This window comes from Terrabacter sp. NPDC000476, assembly GCF_040300125.1.
In the GTDB taxonomy this organism is placed as follows: Bacteria; Actinomycetota; Actinomycetes; order Actinomycetales; family Dermatophilaceae; genus Terrabacter.
The window spans coordinates 1,973,604-1,988,436 of sequence record NZ_JBEPDF010000001.1; the positions used below are offsets into that span (position 1 = coordinate 1,973,604).

The following is a 14,833-nucleotide window of genomic DNA, read 5'->3' on the forward strand; positions in this document are numbered from 1 at the left end:
ATGCTTCGAGTCACCGACCAGACGATGTCCATGGCGGCCCAACGTGCCCTCGCGGCACGGCAGGCCCGCCTGGCCACGGCCCAGGAGGTCGCCACCTCCGGCGAGCGCATCACGCGCCCCTCCGACGACCCGACGGGAACGGGAGAGGCCATGAGGGTGCGCGCGGAGCTCGCGGCGCAGAACCAGTACAAGCGCAACATCGACGACGGCACCGGCTGGCTCAACACGCTCGACACGGCCCTCGACGGCGCCACCGGACTGCTGCGCCAGGCCCGCGACACCGTGGTGCAGGGCACGAACGGCTCGCTCAACCAGACCGCCCGCGACGCCCTCGCGACCGTTATCGACGGCGTGCGCAAGGACCTCCTCACGGCCGCGAACACCCGCTACCTCGGCCGGAGCGTCTTCGCCGGCACGTCCGACGCGGAGACCGCCTTCACCGACGGCACTCCCCCGACCTTCAACGGGTCCGGTGGCAGCGTCTCGCGCCGGATCGGCCCCACCGACACGGTCCCGGTCGACGCCGACGGGCAGGCGACCTTCGGGTCCGGTGCCACGTCGGTCTTCTCCCTCCTCGACGACGTCGCGGCCGACCTGCGCGCGGGCGTCGACCCGCAGCCGCGGCTCGCCGCGCTCGACGCCGCCATGGACGCCGTGGTCGCGACCCGCGCCGACGTCGGCAGCCGGCTCGGCGTGCTGACCCGCGCCACGACCGCCAACACGACGGCCACCACCGCCCTCAACGCGCACCGGAGCGCGGTCGAGGACGTCGACCTCGGCAAGGCGGTCATGGACATGCAGCTCCAGCAGACCGCCTACCAGGCAGCCCTCGCCGTCACGGCCAAGGTCCTTCAGCCCAGCCTCACGGAGTTCCTGCGATGAGCACCCTCGTCTTCGAGCAGCCCCTGCCCGGCCTCGCGCCGCACACCGTCTACAGCCTCGACCCGGTCGAGGGCGCCGACGGCGTCTTCAGCCTCCGTCCGACCGAGGCCCCCGACGTGCGCCTCTTCGTGCTCGACGCCTCGCTGTACGCGCCGTCCTACGCCCCCGACGTCGCCGACCACCGCGCCCAGATCGGTCTGGAGCAGGACGAGCCGGCGCGCACCCTCGTCGTCGCCACACCCGGTGAGGCGGGCACCTCGGTCAACCTCGCGGCCCCGGTGCTCGTCAACGAGGCGGAGGGCCGGGCGGTCCAGGCGATCCTCGAGGACTGGCCGCTGCGGGCACCCCTCGGCGTCTGACCGCTCCCCCGGCACGCGCCGGGTGGACGATGGGGGCATGACCGCACCGACGAACGCTCCGCGCGACCGGCTCGACCGACGCCCCCGCCTGCTCGTCTTCGACGTCAACGAGACGCTGTCGGACATGACCCACCTCGGCGACCGCTTCACCGAGGTGGGCGTGCCGCCCCACCTCGCCGCACCGTGGTTCGCCGGGCTGCTGCGCGACGGCTTCGCCCTCACCGTGACGGGTGCCAACCCGGCCTTCGCCGACCTGGCCCGGGCCTCGCTGCGCACCGTGCTGCACGACAAGGCCAACGTCGAGTCGGCGACCGCGCACGTCATGACCGGCTTCCTCGCGCTGCCGCTCCACGACGACGTCGTGGCGGGTGTGCGGGACCTCGCCGCCCTCGGCATCCGGCTCGTCACGTTGAGCAACGGCTCGGCGTCGGTGGCGCGGGCCCTGCTCGAGCGCGGGGGCGTGGCCGACCGGTTCGAGCGGCTCCTCTCCGTCGAGGACGCGCCGGCGTGGAAACCGGCGCGCGCCGCCTACGAGCACGCCCTGACCACGTGCGGCGTGCCCGCGGAGGACGCCGCGCTGGTCGCCGTGCACCCGTGGGACGTGCACGGCGCCGGGGCCGCCGGGCTGGGCGGGATCTTGCTGGACCGGACCGGGGCGCCCTACCCGGAGCCGTTCCGGGCGCCCGACCTCGTCGTCTCCTCCCTGCCGGAGCTCGCGGCGCGGCTCGAGCGCCTGCCCGCACCCTGACGCCCGCGCCCGGTCACTCGCGCCCCGTCACTCGCGGTTGCGCCGTGCGGCCCTGTCGCCGAGCGTGGACAGCCGGTCGACGAGGGGCGACGCGAGCCGGCGGCGCGCCTCGACCCCCTCGACCGTGCGCGCTCCCGCCCGAGCAGGCGCGTCCGGCAGCAGGCGCCCCATGAGTCCCATGACCCGCGTCGTCGTCGCGGGTGCCAGACCGCGCACGCGGATCCCCAGCCACGCCAAGGGAGTCAGCACGACCATCGGCCGGCCGGCGAGCACGGCGTTGACGATGCGCCGGGCCGCGCGTTCCGCGTCCACGGAGAGGAGCGGCAGGGATGCCGCAGGGGCGAACCAGGCGTACTCCGCCTCCGCGTCGCCGCCGAACCGCGCGTGCTCGTGGCCGCCGGTCCGCATCAGCCCCGGCACGATCGTCGTGGCCGTCACGCCGGTGCCCTGGAGGGCTGCGGCCAGCCCGTCGGAGAACCCGACCGCGGCGAACTTCGCCGTGGCGTACGGCAGCAGGTGCGGCGGGGAGACCATGCCCCCGATCGAGGTCACGGTGCCGATGCGGCCGTGGCCGCGCCGGCGCAGGTGCGGCAGCACCGTCAGCGCCGCGTGGATCGGCCCCCACGCCATCGTCTCCATCGCGTCCTCGAAGTCGTGCAGCACGAGCGACTCGGCCGGAGCGGCCTGGATGACCCCGGCCACGGTGACGAGCACCTCGATCGGGCCGACGTCCCGCTCGACCCTCCCGACGAGCTCGCCGACCGAGTGCCGGTCGCGCACGTCGCACTGCTCCGCGGTCACCGGGCCGTGGGCGCCGAGCTCCTCCGCGGCGCCGTCGACCTCGTGCCTGTAACGCGCCGCGACGACGACGTGGTGGCCGCGGCGCTGCAGCTCCCGCGCGACGAGCAGGCCGAGGCCCCGTGACGACCCGAGCACGACGGCGACCGGACGCCCCGGTGCGGATCCGGACGCGTCCTCGCGCCGTGACGCGTGGGTGTCCGGCGAGGGCGCGACCTCGGTCGTGGCGGAGTCGGGCTCGGGCCTGTCCGGTCCGGTTGGCGTCATGGTGGCTCCTCGGCTGTCCAGGGTTGGGTTTTCCTCGAACGGGGCGTGGGTAGGGGCACCGGCATGAGAGCTCTCACCTGGCACGGCATCGAGGACGTCCGCGTCACCGACGTACCCGACCCCGTCATCGTCAACCCGACCGACGCGATCGTCCGCGTGACGTCGACGGCCATCTGCGGCTCGGACCTGCACCTCTACCGGGTGCTCGCGCCCTACCTCACGCCGGGCGACGTGCTCGGGCACGAGTTCATGGGCATCGTCGAGGCCGTCGGCCCGGGCGTGGCGACGCTCGCCGTCGGCGACCGGGTCGTCGTGCCCTTCAACATCTCGTGCGGCCGCTGCTGGATGTGCGAGCGCGGCCTCTTCGCCCAGTGCGAGACGACGCAGAACTCGGCCCAGGGCAAGGGCGCGAGCCTCTTCGGCTACACGAGCCTCTACGGGTCGGTGCCGGGCGGGCAGGCCGAGCTCGTGCGCGTGCCGCACGCCGACTTCGGCCCCATCGTCGTGGGCCGCGACCTGCCCGACGAGCGCTACCTCTACCTCTCCGACATCCTGCCCACCGCGTGGCAGGCGGTGGACTACGCCGACGTCAACGGCAACGACACCCTCGCCGTGCTGGGGCTCGGCCCGGTCGGCCAGCTCGCCGTGCGGTCGGCGCTGCACCGGGGCGTCGGTCGGGTCATCGGCGTCGACCTCGTGCCCGACCGGCTCGAGCTCGCCCGCGCCCACGGCGCTGAGGTCGTCGACGCCCGCTCGACCGACGTGGCCCAGGCACTCATGGACCTCACCGACGGCCGTGGCCCGGACGCCGTCATCGACGCCGTCGGCATGGAGGCGCACGGGAACCCGGTGTCGGAGAAGGTGATCGGCGCCGCGAGCCGCCTGCCGAAGCCGATCGCCAAGGGCGCCATCGAGCGCTTCGGCATCGACCGGCTCGCCGCCCTGCACACCGCCGTGGCGGCCGTGCGTCGCGGCGGCACGCTCTCGATCAGCGGCGTCTACGGCGGCATGGCCGACCCGATGCCGATGATGGAGCTCTTCGACAAGGGCCTGACCGTGCGGATGGGCCAGTGCCACGTGCGGCGCTGGAGCGACGAGCTGCTCGACATCGTGAGCGCCGACGACGACGTGCTCGGCCTCGACGGGCTCGCCACGCACCACGCCTCGCTCGAGGAGGCGCCGGAGCTCTACAAGGTCTTCCAGGAGAAGCAGGACGGCTGCCTCAAGGTCGTGCTCAAGCCCTGAGCGGCGCAGGACGGGCAGCGTGCCGAGTTGGCACGCTGCCGATGAACCTGCAGATGGTGCTGCGCCAGGCGGGGTGATCACCCCACCCGGTGCAGCACCATCTGCAGCACCACCTGCATCGCCAATACAGCGCCGAGGCGGCGCCAGCTGCATCGGCCTCGACGCGGCCGTCGCAGGGCGGACGGCAGCCCGGGCAGCGAGGGATGGAGCTGGCGAGGGGACTCGAACCCCTAACCGCCTGTTTACAAGACATAGGGCTTCGCTTACAGCATTGCCGACCTGAAGTGCGCAAACGTCGCCGAAGACTTTCACGAGGATGCCAACGTGCGATTAGCGTGCGATTAGGTTGTCGGTCCGCCTCCCGCTAGCGGTGGGCGGAGCCGCACGCAACCGACCTGGCGTGGCGAGCTCCCCGCTCCAGCCGCGCCGCGTTCCGAGCCCACCCGCCATGGAGGGAGGGCCTGCCAACAACCCTTCAGGTGGAGCCCATGGCCCGATAGCCAAGCCAGACATGGTTCCACCAACGACGTCGAAGCCGAAGTGAACCGCCCCGGGATGTCGGGAGGCTTCAAACCTTGGGAAGGTTGGAGTCATGCCGGGAGACACGGCCGCCCCGGACCGGCTCTGGGTCGCCGACATCACCTAATGGGAAGGCCGGAGAGTCGGTTCGGTGCTAGACGGTGGCTGGCAGGGACCCCTGAGATATCACCGGTCGGCGTCGTGGTGAAGGCTTGGGGTGGAGCCGCTGGCAGTGGTCCACTCCTCTGACTTCACCGGGCGCGTGGAGGCCTGAACGTAGACGGTGGCCCTGCCGGGGCGATTCACCCCAACCCGGCCCGCGCCACGCGGAATATACCCATAGGGGGTACCAGTTGTAGGGTGAGGAACGATGAAGGAGAAGGCCATGAACGGAACCACCCGCCGCCAAGGCGCCTCGCCCGGCACAAGCGCGACGGCCGCCGACGCGCCCCTCGCGAACCCGTCCATGACCGGCTCACCCAGTCAGGGCGTGCACGCCGAGCCGGGCTACATCCACCAGAAGGACAACCAGCTCAAGCGGCTTCGCCGCATTGAAGGGCAGGTCCGCGGGCTGCACCGCATGGTCGAGAGCGACACCTACTGCATCGACATCCTCACGCAGGTCTCGGCAGCGACAAAGGCACTCGAGGCCGTCGCACTCGGACTGCTGCAGGACCACCTCAAACACTGCCTGGTCCAAGCCGCCAGCGACCCCCGCGCGGACTTCAACGAGAAGCTCGACGAAGCGTCCACCGCGATCGCTCGACTCGTCCGCTCCTGACGTCCAGCCACCACCTCTGCCCTCCACGGGCCGTCCACCGCCTCAGTCGTCACCCCGGCGCGCGTGCCCGACCCCTCCGGCACACACCACGCAACTGCTTCCATCCAGAAGAAACCCACCCGAAGAAACATCGCATCAAGGACAAAGGAGAACCCCCATGAGCGAGACTCAGACCTTCTCGGTGACCGGCATGACGTGTGGCCACTGCGTCAGCGCTGTGACCTCTGAGATCACCGAGATCCCGGGCGTCACCGACGTGGCCGTGGACCTCGTCGTCGGCGGAACGTCTACGGTGCGTGTCACCGCCGCCGAGGAGCTGACCGCCGAGCAGGTCCGCGCCGCCCTAGACGAGGCCGGCAACTACCAGCTCGCCTGAGCGAAGACCGTCTGCACGGCGGCCCCGGGCCCTGGGTCCTCGCGACGCGGTACCCGCCGACTCGCGCTCCGGGCCGCCGTCGCAGACGCCGCTACGCCCACGAAAGGAAGACCATGCCGACCGATCGCACCCGCGACGCCACCCTCGCGAAGCCCGACCAGCGCCGCGCCATCGCGACAGGCACCCTCGACCTGCCTCGGCACAGCGAGGTCGAGCTCCTCATCGGCGGCATGACCTGCGCCAGCTGCGCGGCCCGCATCGAGAAGAAGCTCAACAAGCTCGACGGCGTGCAGGCCACCGTCAACTACGCCACCGAGAGGGCCAAGATCTCCTTTCCCGGCGATGTCAGCACCGACGACCTCATCGCCACCGTGGCCGCAACCGGCTACACAGCGGACCTGCCCGCCCCCGACCCCGCCCCCAGCACCGCCTCAGCCGACGGCGCGAACGCCAATACGGCTGACGCCGTCGACCCGCGCGAGGCGGAGGCCACGGCATGGCGCACCCGCCTGACCGTCTCCGGGCTGCTGACCGTCCCAGTCGTGGCCATGTCGATGATCCCGGCGCTGCAGTTCGACAACTGGCAGTGGATCTCCCTCACCCTGACCGCCCCCGTCGTAGTCTGGGGCGCGCTGCCCTTCCACCGGGCCGCGTTCACCAACGCCCGCCACGGCGCCGCGACCATGGACACCCTCATCTCCGTCGGCGTCAGCGCCGCCTTCCTGTGGTCCCTGTGGGCGCTGCTGTTCACCCACGCCGGCATGACCGGCATGCGGATGCCGTTCGAACTGCTCCCCAGCAGCGCCAGCGGCACGGACAGCGCCGCACACATCTACCTCGAGGTCGCCGCCGCCGTCACCACGTTCATCCTCGCCGGGCGGTACTTCGAGGCACGCGCCAAACGCACCTCAGGAGCCGCCCTGCGCGCCTTGCTCGACATGGGGGCCAAGGACGTCGCCGTCCTGCGCGCCCCGTCAGCCCGGCCGGCCCTCTCGGACCGAACGACCGCCTCGGCAGTCGAATCGGCCGAACCCGTCGAGACCCGGATCCCGGTTTCCCAGCTCGTCGTCGGAGACCAGTTCGTGGTCCGCCCGGGCGAGAAGATCGCCACCGATGGCGTGGTCGTCTCCGGCACGTCCGCGGTCGACGCGTCCATGCTGACCGGCGAGTCAGCGCCCGTCGAGGTCGGACCCGACGATCCCGTCGTCGGGGCCACCGTCAACGCCGGAGGGCGCCTGGTGGTCCGCGCGACCCGCGTCGGCACCGACACCCAGCTCGCCCAGATGGCCCGTCTCGTCGAGGACGCCCAGAACGGCAAGGCTCAGGTGCAGCGCCTCGCCGACCGGGTCTCTGCCGTCTTCGTCCCCATCGTCATCGGCCTGTCCCTGCTCACTCTCGCCGCGTGGCTGCTCACCGGGCACTCCGCGACCGCGTCGTTCACCGCCGCCGTCGCCGTCCTCATCATCGCCTGCCCATGCGCGCTCGGGCTCGCCACCCCGACAGCCCTGCTTGTCGGGACCGGTCGGGGCGCCCAGCTCGGCATCCTCATCAAGGGCCCGCAGGTGCTCGAGTCCACCCGTCGCGTCGACACCGTCGTGCTCGACAAGACCGGAACCGTCACCACCGGCCACATGGGCGTCGTCGCCATCCACACCGCGGACGCGACGGACACCACCGAGGCGCTGCACGTGGCGGGCTCGCTCGAGGACGCCTCCGAGCACCCGATCGCCCGCGCCATCGCCGCGCACGCCAAGCAGTCGGGGGCGGCACTCGTCGAGGTCGAGTCGTTTGTGAACGCCGGCGGCCAGGGCGTCTCCGGTGTCGTCGACGGCCACGCAGCCGTCGCCGGCCGACGCACCTGGCTCGAGACGGACTGGGCGATGACCGCCCCGGACAAGCTCGTGGCAGCCGCGGCCGCAGCGGAACAGCTCGGCCAGAGCCCGATCTGGGTCGGCTGGGACGGGCAGGTCACCGCCGTCATCGTCGTGGCCGACCAGGTCAAGGACTCCTCGGCGGCCGCGATCACGGAGCTCAAGGCGCTCGGGCTGCGCCCCGTCCTGCTCACCGGCGACAACGCCACAGCCGCAGCTGGCGTGGCGGCCGTGGTCGGGATCGACGCAGCCGACGTAATCGCCGAGGTCCTCCCCCAGGACAAGGTCGACGTCGTGGTCAACCTGCAGCGTGACGGGGCCGTCGTGGCCATGGTCGGCGACGGGGTCAACGACGCGGCAGCGCTCGCGCAGGCCGACCTGGGCCTGTCGATGGGCACCGGCACCGACGTCGCGATCGAGGCCTCCGATCTGACCTTGGTCACCGGGGATCTGCGTGCGGCGGCGGACGCGATCCGACTCTCTCGAGCGACGCTGGGCACCATCAAGGGCAACCTGTTCTGGGCCTTCGCGTACAACGTCGCCGCGCTCCCCCTCGCGGCCGTCGGCCTGCTGAACCCCCTCATCGCCGGAGCCGCGATGGCGTTCAGCTCCGTCTTCGTCGTCTCGAACAGCCTGCGCCTGCGACGGTTCGACCCCACCCGGCACTGAGCGGGGTGGGGGCCGGCGGGCAGGCGGGCCACATCAGCGACACAGGATCTTCATCGAATCCTCATCGTTCCTAGAGGGTCTTTGAGTCACCGTGGTACACGCAACCAACGCCTGAGGCGACGGACGGGAATGTCGCCCGTTCTCGGCGGCGGCACTGCTTCCCTGCCTGTGCCGCCGCGGGCGGCGGGACTGTCTCTCGCATGACGGGCCCGCCGCCCCGTTGGTTGACCACGCGACGGACAACCCGTCTCTCTTGGCGTCGCTGAGTGCTCATCCTGGTCGGGACTTCTCTCTGCCGTGCGCTTTCCGGCCGCGAGTATTAAAAGATCCGGCTGAGCCGGCCCCGTGCTGTACCGGGTCGTGCGGCGGGGCGTACCGGGCATGCGTGCGTGAGACCGGCTCACGCCTTCCGCCGCAGCACGAGCGACGTGTCATCCCCCTTGCCTGGCGATCACCGAGCACGATCACCGAGCAATTGAGGCCTTGGCCGTCTGCACGACGAACGGGCGGTGTTGGTCATCGATGACGACCCGGTCGACGGTCGCGCAGCCCAAGGCTTCCACGGCCGCCCCATGGAGCCGTTCGGCGTCGCTGACTCCATGCACGAGAACGAGCATGCCTGAGGGTCTCAGCATTGGCGCCAGTTCTCTTAGTTCCGCCCGCACCTGGTCCGGGCCTCCGAGGTAGTAGAGCATCTCGGCGACGACGAGGACTCTGATCGACGTCACGCCCGCCGCCCGAAGTGCCGTCGCCGCACCGCGCGCGTCGCTTGTGAGCACCGTCACGTTGCCCTGATGGGCGGTCCGCCTGCCGGCTGCGGCCGCCGCCACGCCGCTGATGTCGAGGCCGATGATGTCCCGGTCCGGGTACCGGTCGGAGAATGCTTGCAGGTTGTGGCCATCGGCGCAGCCCAGCTCGACGAGGGGCCGCCGGTCAACCCGCAGTGAGCTCCCGGCGTTGGTTTCCGGGTCGACCATGGTGGGCACGATCCAGTCCACCAGCACCTGTCGTTTGTGCCTTTCGTAGGCAAGCCCGTCGTAGCGCCACGGGTCTTCGGCCAGCGAGAACAGCGCTTGGAAGACCCCTGCCCGTGTGCGGCGTGCCAGGCGGGGCGGGAGAGCGGCGATGACCTGGAAGGCCGTTCGGTGGAGCCACTCCCCCACAGGTGAGCCCGTCGGCTCGCTGGGCAGGCTCACCGGCACATCCAGAAGCGAACGCGTCCGGCGGCCCGCGACCGCTACCAGCCACGCCAGGCCCACCCCCGACCGCCAGATCGCGACCGTCGCCACCGCGGCGCCGGCCGACAGTCCCACCCTCAGCAGCGCGGCGAGGAACACCACGTCAGCGAGAAGGACACCCCCGCGCGGGACCCGGGTCAGGGTCAGGCCCCGAGCCAACACGCACGCCAGGCCGATCTCTAACAGGCTCGCGGTGGTGCCCTCGGTATGGGTCAGCGCCCAGGCGGTCGCTGTCGTCGTTGCGGCCAGCGTGAGCTCGCCGACGACGGCGGCCCCGGTCATGTGAGGGCCACGAACCGCCAGCCATCCCTTGCGGCCCGGGACCCGCGCCACACGCCACGCCGAGAACGACAGCCCAGCCACGGCCGCGGCCGCAGCCGCCCCGAGGAAAGGACGAGCCGCGCCGTCTGGCGGGTGTCCAGCAAGAACGAGATACACCACAGCGGCCACGGAGGCCGGCACGAGCAGGGCGAGCGCAACGGCGGTGGCCGCCGCGGCCAGCTCGTCGGAGACCGTCGTTAGCAGCTTGACCCGGGCCCGTGCTCCCAGGGGTGGTGTCATGAGCAGGTCGGCGCCGGCGAGCACGCACCGCGTGTGCGAGGCCTGGGGCGCCGCCGCACGCATCCGCAGCCATCCGGCGAACAGCCAGGCGCCTGCCGATGCGGCGACCACCACAACGGCCATGACATCGCTACGCACGACGAGGTCGCTCGCTTCCCCGGCCAGACTGAGGATCTCCGGGACGAGAATCTCCGGGGCGAGGACCTCCCAGGTCATGGGTAGGCCGGTCATCACGGCCGGTCCATCCGTGACGGCGTCGGATCGGAGCTGAGGCCCGCAGCACGTGACCCGGGCCCCGTCGCCCCACCGGCAGGCGCGGTCGCCACGCCGATGAGCTGGCCCGGTGCCTGCCGCTGTCTGGCCCGCGACCTCAGAGCATGGAGCACGAGCATCAGGAGCGTCAGCATCGCCGACCACTCTGGAAGGTCCCCGAGGCGCGTGGCCAAGGTCGGCTGTTCCCGGAGCGGCAGGGCGCCCTGGATCGCGCGCTGGGTGAACAAGGCGGTGGTATCGGTGGCGGTCCCGTCTGGGCGGATGAGGGCGCTCTGGCCCACCGTCGAGACGTGGACGACAGAGCGTCCGAACTCCATGGCGCGGATGCGGCTGATCGCCAGCTGCTGCGCTGACTCGGCGGTGAAACCGAAGGTGGCGTTGTTGGTCTGCACCACGAGGAGGTTGGCGCCCTGCTCGATCGCCCCACGCGTTAGCGCGTCGTAGGCCACTTCGAAGCAGATGGCCAGGCCCGCGCGGACCTGCGCACCGGCCGCTGTCGAGGCAGTGAACACGCCCGTCCGGTCGCCGGCCACGATGTCGCGGCGGACCAGGTCGACCTGGTTGCTGAGGCGGCGCCAGAAGGCCCGGTTGGGGATGTACTCCGCGAACGGGACGGGGTGCTGCTTGACGTACCGCGCCGTGTTTCCGCGGCCCGGTTCGAAGAGCAGTGAGACGTTGGAGAGCCGGCCGGCCGGCTCCTCGAGCAGCCCGCCCACGATCAGCGGGACCCCGACCGCGGTGACCGTCCGCTCGATCAGCGAGCGTGCGTCCGCGTTGCGGAGCGGGTCGATGTCCGAGGCGTTCTCCGGCCACACCACCAGATCGGGTCTGGGCTGTCGGCCGGCCGCGACGTCCTGCTGGGCACGCAGCGTCGCCTCGACATGGTTGTCCAGGACCGCCCGCCGCTCGGCGTTGAAGTCGAGGCCCGGCCGCGGGACGTTGCCCTGGACGCCGAGCACCTGCGCGGCCGGGCCGTCGACGGGAAGGGCCACCAGGAACCCTGACAGCGACAGCCCCGTGACGGCGACCACCGCCACCAGAGCCCGCCTCACCGCGGCGCGGTGCTCGGCGTCCGATCTCCGGTGGAGGCTCAACACGTGCTGGACACACCGGGCGAGCATCGCCCCGGCCAGCGCAACCACGAACGCCACGAACGGGGTCCCGCCGACGGCGACGAGCCGGCCGAACGGCGAATCGGCCTGGCTGAACGCCACCTTCAGCCACGGGAACCCGCCGTAGGGAACCCGCGCCCGCAGCCCCTCGGTCATGACCCACGCGAGCGCGAAAGCGACCGGCCGGACCGTCCCGGCACGGCTCAACCACCCGTAGAGCGCGCCCCCGAGAGCCAGGAAGAGCGCTTCCAGCAGGGCCAGCGCCACCCACGGCAGCGCCCCGACATAGATCCCGGACCAGTACAGGCTCGGCAGGAAGAACGCGACTCCGGCTACCAGGCCCAAGGCCAGTCCCTGCCGTAGGCCGGTCCCGGTCAGCGCCAGAGCAAGCGCCGCAGTTGACAGCGGCGCGGCCGCCCACACGTGGAGCGTCGGGAAGGCGGTGAACAGGAGGACGCCGGCCAGCAGCGCCAGCAGCGCGCGACGCGCGAACGACGCAGACCACCACGATCCGTGGAAGCGGACGCGACGCGCGGCCTCCCGGCCCGTAGGGGCGGTACGGGCGGTACGGGGTCCGGTCTTCGTGGCGATCATGAACGGCGATGGAGACGAGGCATGGTTGCCGGGAGGGTGCGCCTGCGCCCGCCGTCCCTGGGAGGCCCGAGGTCTTCGACCCGCGAAGCACGCTCCATCAGAGCCACGACCCCGGGTTCACGGGACGCCCGTCCTCGTAGGTGCCGAAGTGCAGGTGGCAACCCGTCGAGAAGCCCGTCGTCCCAACATACCCGATGAGCTGACCGCGGCGGACGGGCCCGGTGAATCGCGCGATCCGAGAGAGGTGGTTGTAGCTGGTGACCAGATCGACGCCCCGGCGGATGCCGTGGTCGACGAGGACCTGGTTTCCCCAGCCGCTGGAGTTCCAGCCCGCCTGGACGATCTGGCCGTCCGCAGCCGCGTAGACCGGCGTCCCGCAGGCTGCGGCGATGTCGAGCCCGTCGTGGAGCATCCACCGCTGCAGCACCGGGTGCCACCGCATGCCGAAGGGGGAGGTGACGGTGCCCTCGACGGGTCGCGTCAGCGCGCCCCCGCCGGTGGAGGGGACGGGCGGGATCGAGGGTCGATACGTCTTGCCCTGTCTGCGGGCAGCGGCCTCTTTGGCCTTCTCGGCGCGGATTTTCTCGGCGCGGGCGGCCGCGAGAGCGACCTGGCGTCGTTGTTCGGCGATGCGGGCGAGGCGGGCGCGTTCGGCGAGGACCGCTCCCAGACGACGCGCATCGGCCTGCTTGGCGGCCAGCTGCCGCTCCTCCTGCGCCTTGCGGACGGCCAGCTCCCGCGTCTGGCGTGTCTGGGTCGAGCGCAGCCCTTCCAAGGAGGTCTGGGCGGCCGCGGCGTTGACGCGTGCCGTCGTTGCGTTCCGCCTCGCCGTCTCCGCTTGCGTGGCCGCGAACACGGCGGTTCGGGTGGCGTCCTGCGACTGCCGCCACGAGCGTCCAGCCTGACCCCGTAGGGACCGGACCTCACCCGCAACGGCAGACAGGTACGCCTGCGCTGATCTGCCTTCGCTGACGGCGGCGCTCACCTGATCGATGGCATCAGCGCCGATCTGGCCCGCGATGTCGGCCATCGCGGTTCGCTCGGGCACGCTCTGGGGTGAGGACAGACCCAACAGGAGGCTCAGCTGCCGCGATGGCTCAGCCGACTGGAAGACCTCCGCCGCGTACGCGTCGAGGGCGTCCTGCGACGCGGCCAGCCGTCCCGCGTCCAGGGATCGTTTCTCGGTGGCTCGCTGCTGCCGGGCGACGGCCTCCGCGAGTCTCTGCGTGACGTCCTCGTAGCGCGCCTTGGCCCCTCGCTCCGCCTCCTGGGCGCGCTTTTGCACGTCCAGGGCGGAACGGGCGGCCTCGATGGAGACGCCCAGGACCGTCTGGGCCCGCGTCACCTGTTGTTGGGCTCGGCCCAGGCGGGCCTCGGTGCTCCTCAGCGCGGAATAGGCGGCGGCCAGATCTACCCCCGTGTCCCGCAGCCCCTGTTGCAGCCTAGCCACGTCCCGGTCGGTGTCCCGTTTCTGGTCCTCGATGCTGTCTGCACCCGCCGGGCCGCCTAAGGCTGTTGTCGCCACCAGAAGCAGCGCGACGCACGCCGCTCGGCGCGCGCGATGCGACGGCGCGCCAACCGATCTGGAAGCGGGTAGCACGCGGGCCTGAGGGGGGATCATGCTTATCTTGTACCGGGCGCGTGACTAGAGTGACCGGTGAGAATCCTGAAGATTCGATGAAGATGTCGCCAACCACTCTCGTGCGGACGCGACACATCGGGTCAGTCCTCGGGCCGCGCCGCGGCTGCCTCTTCGGCGTGGACGACGCCTCGGTCGGCCCCGGGTGGTGAGGCGGGGACGCGCCCGCTTCGGGAAGCCGGGAACTGTCACTTCCTGTCACTGCGGTACTCCAGTGGTAGTTGATCGTTGACCATCTCCGCGACCCGTGGTGCGCAAGTAGCAAGAGCTTGGCGTGTCACGAGCAACAGCGAGAGCGTTGTACCCCTCTCGTCGTCAATCGGGAAGACGGTCCGGGGGTGTCGTCGAGCGAAGGACAGGATCGTTTCGGCATCTCGTCTGACGCTCGCTGGGTCATCGGGTGAGACTTCGGGCGGACACCGAGCAGCGATGTCGTGCAAGGCATCGTGGACCAGTTGCACTTCTGCCGCCGCGGGGGGCTCCTCCTTCGACGGATCGTTCGTCGAAGGCGCCTTGGGGGGCTGCGGGGCTGGGAGCACCACCAAGACCGCGACCACCGTCACGACTAAAAGCAACCCCGCGATGGCCGCCGCTCGCCTGACCAAGGAAGCCGTACGGTGGCGCTGATCAGACACGGCCATGAGCATCCCCCGGTGACGTGTGGGCGCCGATCAGGCACGGTGGTGACGTGCTTACTCGGCGGGTTCTGGTTGCGGCCTCGGTGGCGGCCTCGGTTGAGTGTCCGTTACAGCGCCCGGCGCTGGAGCAGTGTCGCGCCAGCCCCTCCCGAGCCCGCCCCACCCCGCAGCGAGCCGGCCGCCTCAGCCGACACCCGAGTCCTCGATATCGCTCGATGCCGCCGACCCGTCGATGCTGCGGCGAACGGCACGGCGCTGCCGCA

Annotated in this window: 11 protein-coding genes and 1 tRNA gene; 7 read left to right on the forward strand and 5 right to left on the reverse strand. The window is 71.4% G+C overall.

The features are described from left to right. Genes flgL through ABT295_RS09270 form a run of 3 tightly spaced genes read left to right on the forward strand, consistent with a single transcriptional unit; the run spans position 1 to position 1,989 of the window. Positions 1 to 882 (forward strand): flagellar hook-associated protein FlgL, encoded by an 882-nt coding sequence (gene flgL / locus ABT295_RS09260; protein WP_352394068.1) that lies wholly within the window; start codon positions 1 to 3, stop codon positions 880 to 882. Beyond that, a complete protein-coding gene (locus ABT295_RS09265) occupies positions 879 to 1,241 on the forward strand; it encodes a flagellar assembly protein FliW (protein WP_352394069.1) in 363 nt (120 codons plus the stop codon). The genes flgL and ABT295_RS09265 overlap by 4 nt, the downstream gene beginning before the upstream one ends. A gap of 37 nt (positions 1,242 to 1,278) precedes the next feature. Beyond that, positions 1,279 to 1,989: a haloacid dehalogenase type II gene (locus ABT295_RS09270; RefSeq protein ID WP_352394070.1), complete on the forward strand. Its 711-nt coding sequence runs from the start codon at positions 1,279 to 1,281 to the stop codon at positions 1,987 to 1,989. 27 nt (positions 1,990 to 2,016) lie between these two features. Here the strand turns inward: ABT295_RS09270 and ABT295_RS09275 are convergent, their stop codons facing one another. Further along, positions 2,017 to 3,054 (reverse strand): SDR family NAD(P)-dependent oxidoreductase, encoded by a 1,038-nt coding sequence (locus tag ABT295_RS09275; RefSeq protein WP_352394071.1) that lies wholly within the window; start codon positions 3,052 to 3,054, stop codon positions 2,017 to 2,019. 63 nt (positions 3,055 to 3,117) lie between these two features. Here ABT295_RS09275 and ABT295_RS09280 point away from each other — a divergent pair, with 63 nt between their 5' ends. Further along, a complete protein-coding gene (locus ABT295_RS09280; RefSeq protein WP_352394072.1) occupies positions 3,118 to 4,299 on the forward strand; it encodes a zinc-dependent alcohol dehydrogenase in 1,182 nt (393 codons plus the stop codon). 204 nt (positions 4,300 to 4,503) lie between these two features. Here ABT295_RS09280 and ABT295_RS09285 read toward each other — a convergent pair. Next, positions 4,504 to 4,593 (reverse strand) — tRNA-Thr (locus ABT295_RS09285). Positions 4,594 to 5,284: 691 nt separating this feature from the next. On the opposite strand from ABT295_RS09285, the gene ABT295_RS09290 reads away from it, so the two are divergent. The 3 genes from ABT295_RS09290 (at position 5,285) to ABT295_RS09300 (ending at position 8,515) form a co-directional block, all read left to right on the forward strand. Continuing rightward, entirely contained in the window at positions 5,285 to 5,599 is a 315-nt protein-coding gene (locus ABT295_RS09290; protein WP_352394708.1) for a metal-sensitive transcriptional regulator, read from the forward strand. 157 nt (positions 5,600 to 5,756) lie between these two features. Next, positions 5,757 to 5,975 carry a heavy-metal-associated domain-containing protein gene (locus ABT295_RS09295; protein WP_352394073.1) on the forward strand — a complete coding sequence of 73 codons (219 nt, stop codon included), beginning with the start codon at positions 5,757 to 5,759 and terminating at the stop codon, positions 5,973 to 5,975. Positions 5,976 to 6,205: 230 nt separating this feature from the next. Beyond that, positions 6,206 to 8,515, forward strand: coding sequence for a heavy metal translocating P-type ATPase (locus ABT295_RS09300; RefSeq protein WP_352394709.1), 2,310 nt, complete (start codon positions 6,206 to 6,208; stop codon positions 8,513 to 8,515). Between the two features lie 464 nt (positions 8,516 to 8,979). Here ABT295_RS09300 and ABT295_RS09305 read toward each other — a convergent pair whose 3' ends face one another. From ABT295_RS09305 to ABT295_RS09315, 3 genes are all read right to left on the reverse strand, one after another. Continuing rightward, positions 8,980 to 10,530: a class I SAM-dependent methyltransferase gene (locus ABT295_RS09305; protein WP_352394074.1), complete on the reverse strand. Its 1,551-nt coding sequence runs from the start codon at positions 10,528 to 10,530 to the stop codon at positions 8,980 to 8,982. Positions 10,531 to 10,544: 14 nt separating this feature from the next. Continuing rightward, the gene (gene lnt, locus ABT295_RS09310; RefSeq protein ID WP_352394075.1) at positions 10,545 to 12,293 is read right to left on the reverse strand and encodes an apolipoprotein N-acyltransferase; all 1,749 of its coding nucleotides are present in this window, start codon (positions 12,291 to 12,293) and stop codon (positions 10,545 to 10,547) included. 97 nt (positions 12,294 to 12,390) lie between these two features. Beyond that, positions 12,391 to 13,914, reverse strand: coding sequence for a peptidoglycan DD-metalloendopeptidase family protein (locus tag ABT295_RS09315; RefSeq protein WP_352394076.1), 1,524 nt, complete (start codon positions 13,912 to 13,914; stop codon positions 12,391 to 12,393). Positions 13,915 to 14,833: the final 919 nt, after the last annotated feature.

Bases quoted from the DNA above. Each gene is read 5' to 3' on its own strand.
- ABT295_RS09295 (WP_352394073.1), top strand. From the start codon at position 5,757: ATGAGCGAGACTCAGACCTTCTCGGTGACCGGCATGACGTGTGGCCAC.
- flgL (WP_352394068.1), top strand. From the start codon at position 1: ATGCTTCGAGTCACCGACCAGACGATGTCCATGGCGGCCCAACGTGCC.
- ABT295_RS09290 (WP_352394708.1), top strand. From the start codon at position 5,285: ATGACCGGCTCACCCAGTCAGGGCGTGCACGCCGAGCCGGGCTACATC.
- ABT295_RS09275 (WP_352394071.1), bottom strand. From the start codon at position 3,054: ATGACGCCAACCGGACCGGACAGGCCCGAGCCCGACTCCGCCACGACC.
- ABT295_RS09300 (WP_352394709.1), top strand. From the start codon at position 6,206: ATGACCTGCGCCAGCTGCGCGGCCCGCATCGAGAAGAAGCTCAACAAG.
- ABT295_RS09270 (WP_352394070.1), top strand. From the start codon at position 1,279: ATGACCGCACCGACGAACGCTCCGCGCGACCGGCTCGACCGACGCCCC.
- lnt (WP_352394075.1), bottom strand. From the start codon at position 12,293: ATGATCGCCACGAAGACCGGACCCCGTACCGCCCGTACCGCCCCTACG.
- ABT295_RS09315 (WP_352394076.1), bottom strand. From the start codon at position 13,914: ATGATCCCCCCTCAGGCCCGCGTGCTACCCGCTTCCAGATCGGTTGGC.
- ABT295_RS09280 (WP_352394072.1), top strand. From the start codon at position 3,118: ATGAGAGCTCTCACCTGGCACGGCATCGAGGACGTCCGCGTCACCGAC.
- ABT295_RS09305 (WP_352394074.1), bottom strand. From the start codon at position 10,530: ATGACCTGGGAGGTCCTCGCCCCGGAGATTCTCGTCCCGGAGATCCTC.
- ABT295_RS09265 (WP_352394069.1), top strand. From the start codon at position 879: ATGAGCACCCTCGTCTTCGAGCAGCCCCTGCCCGGCCTCGCGCCGCAC.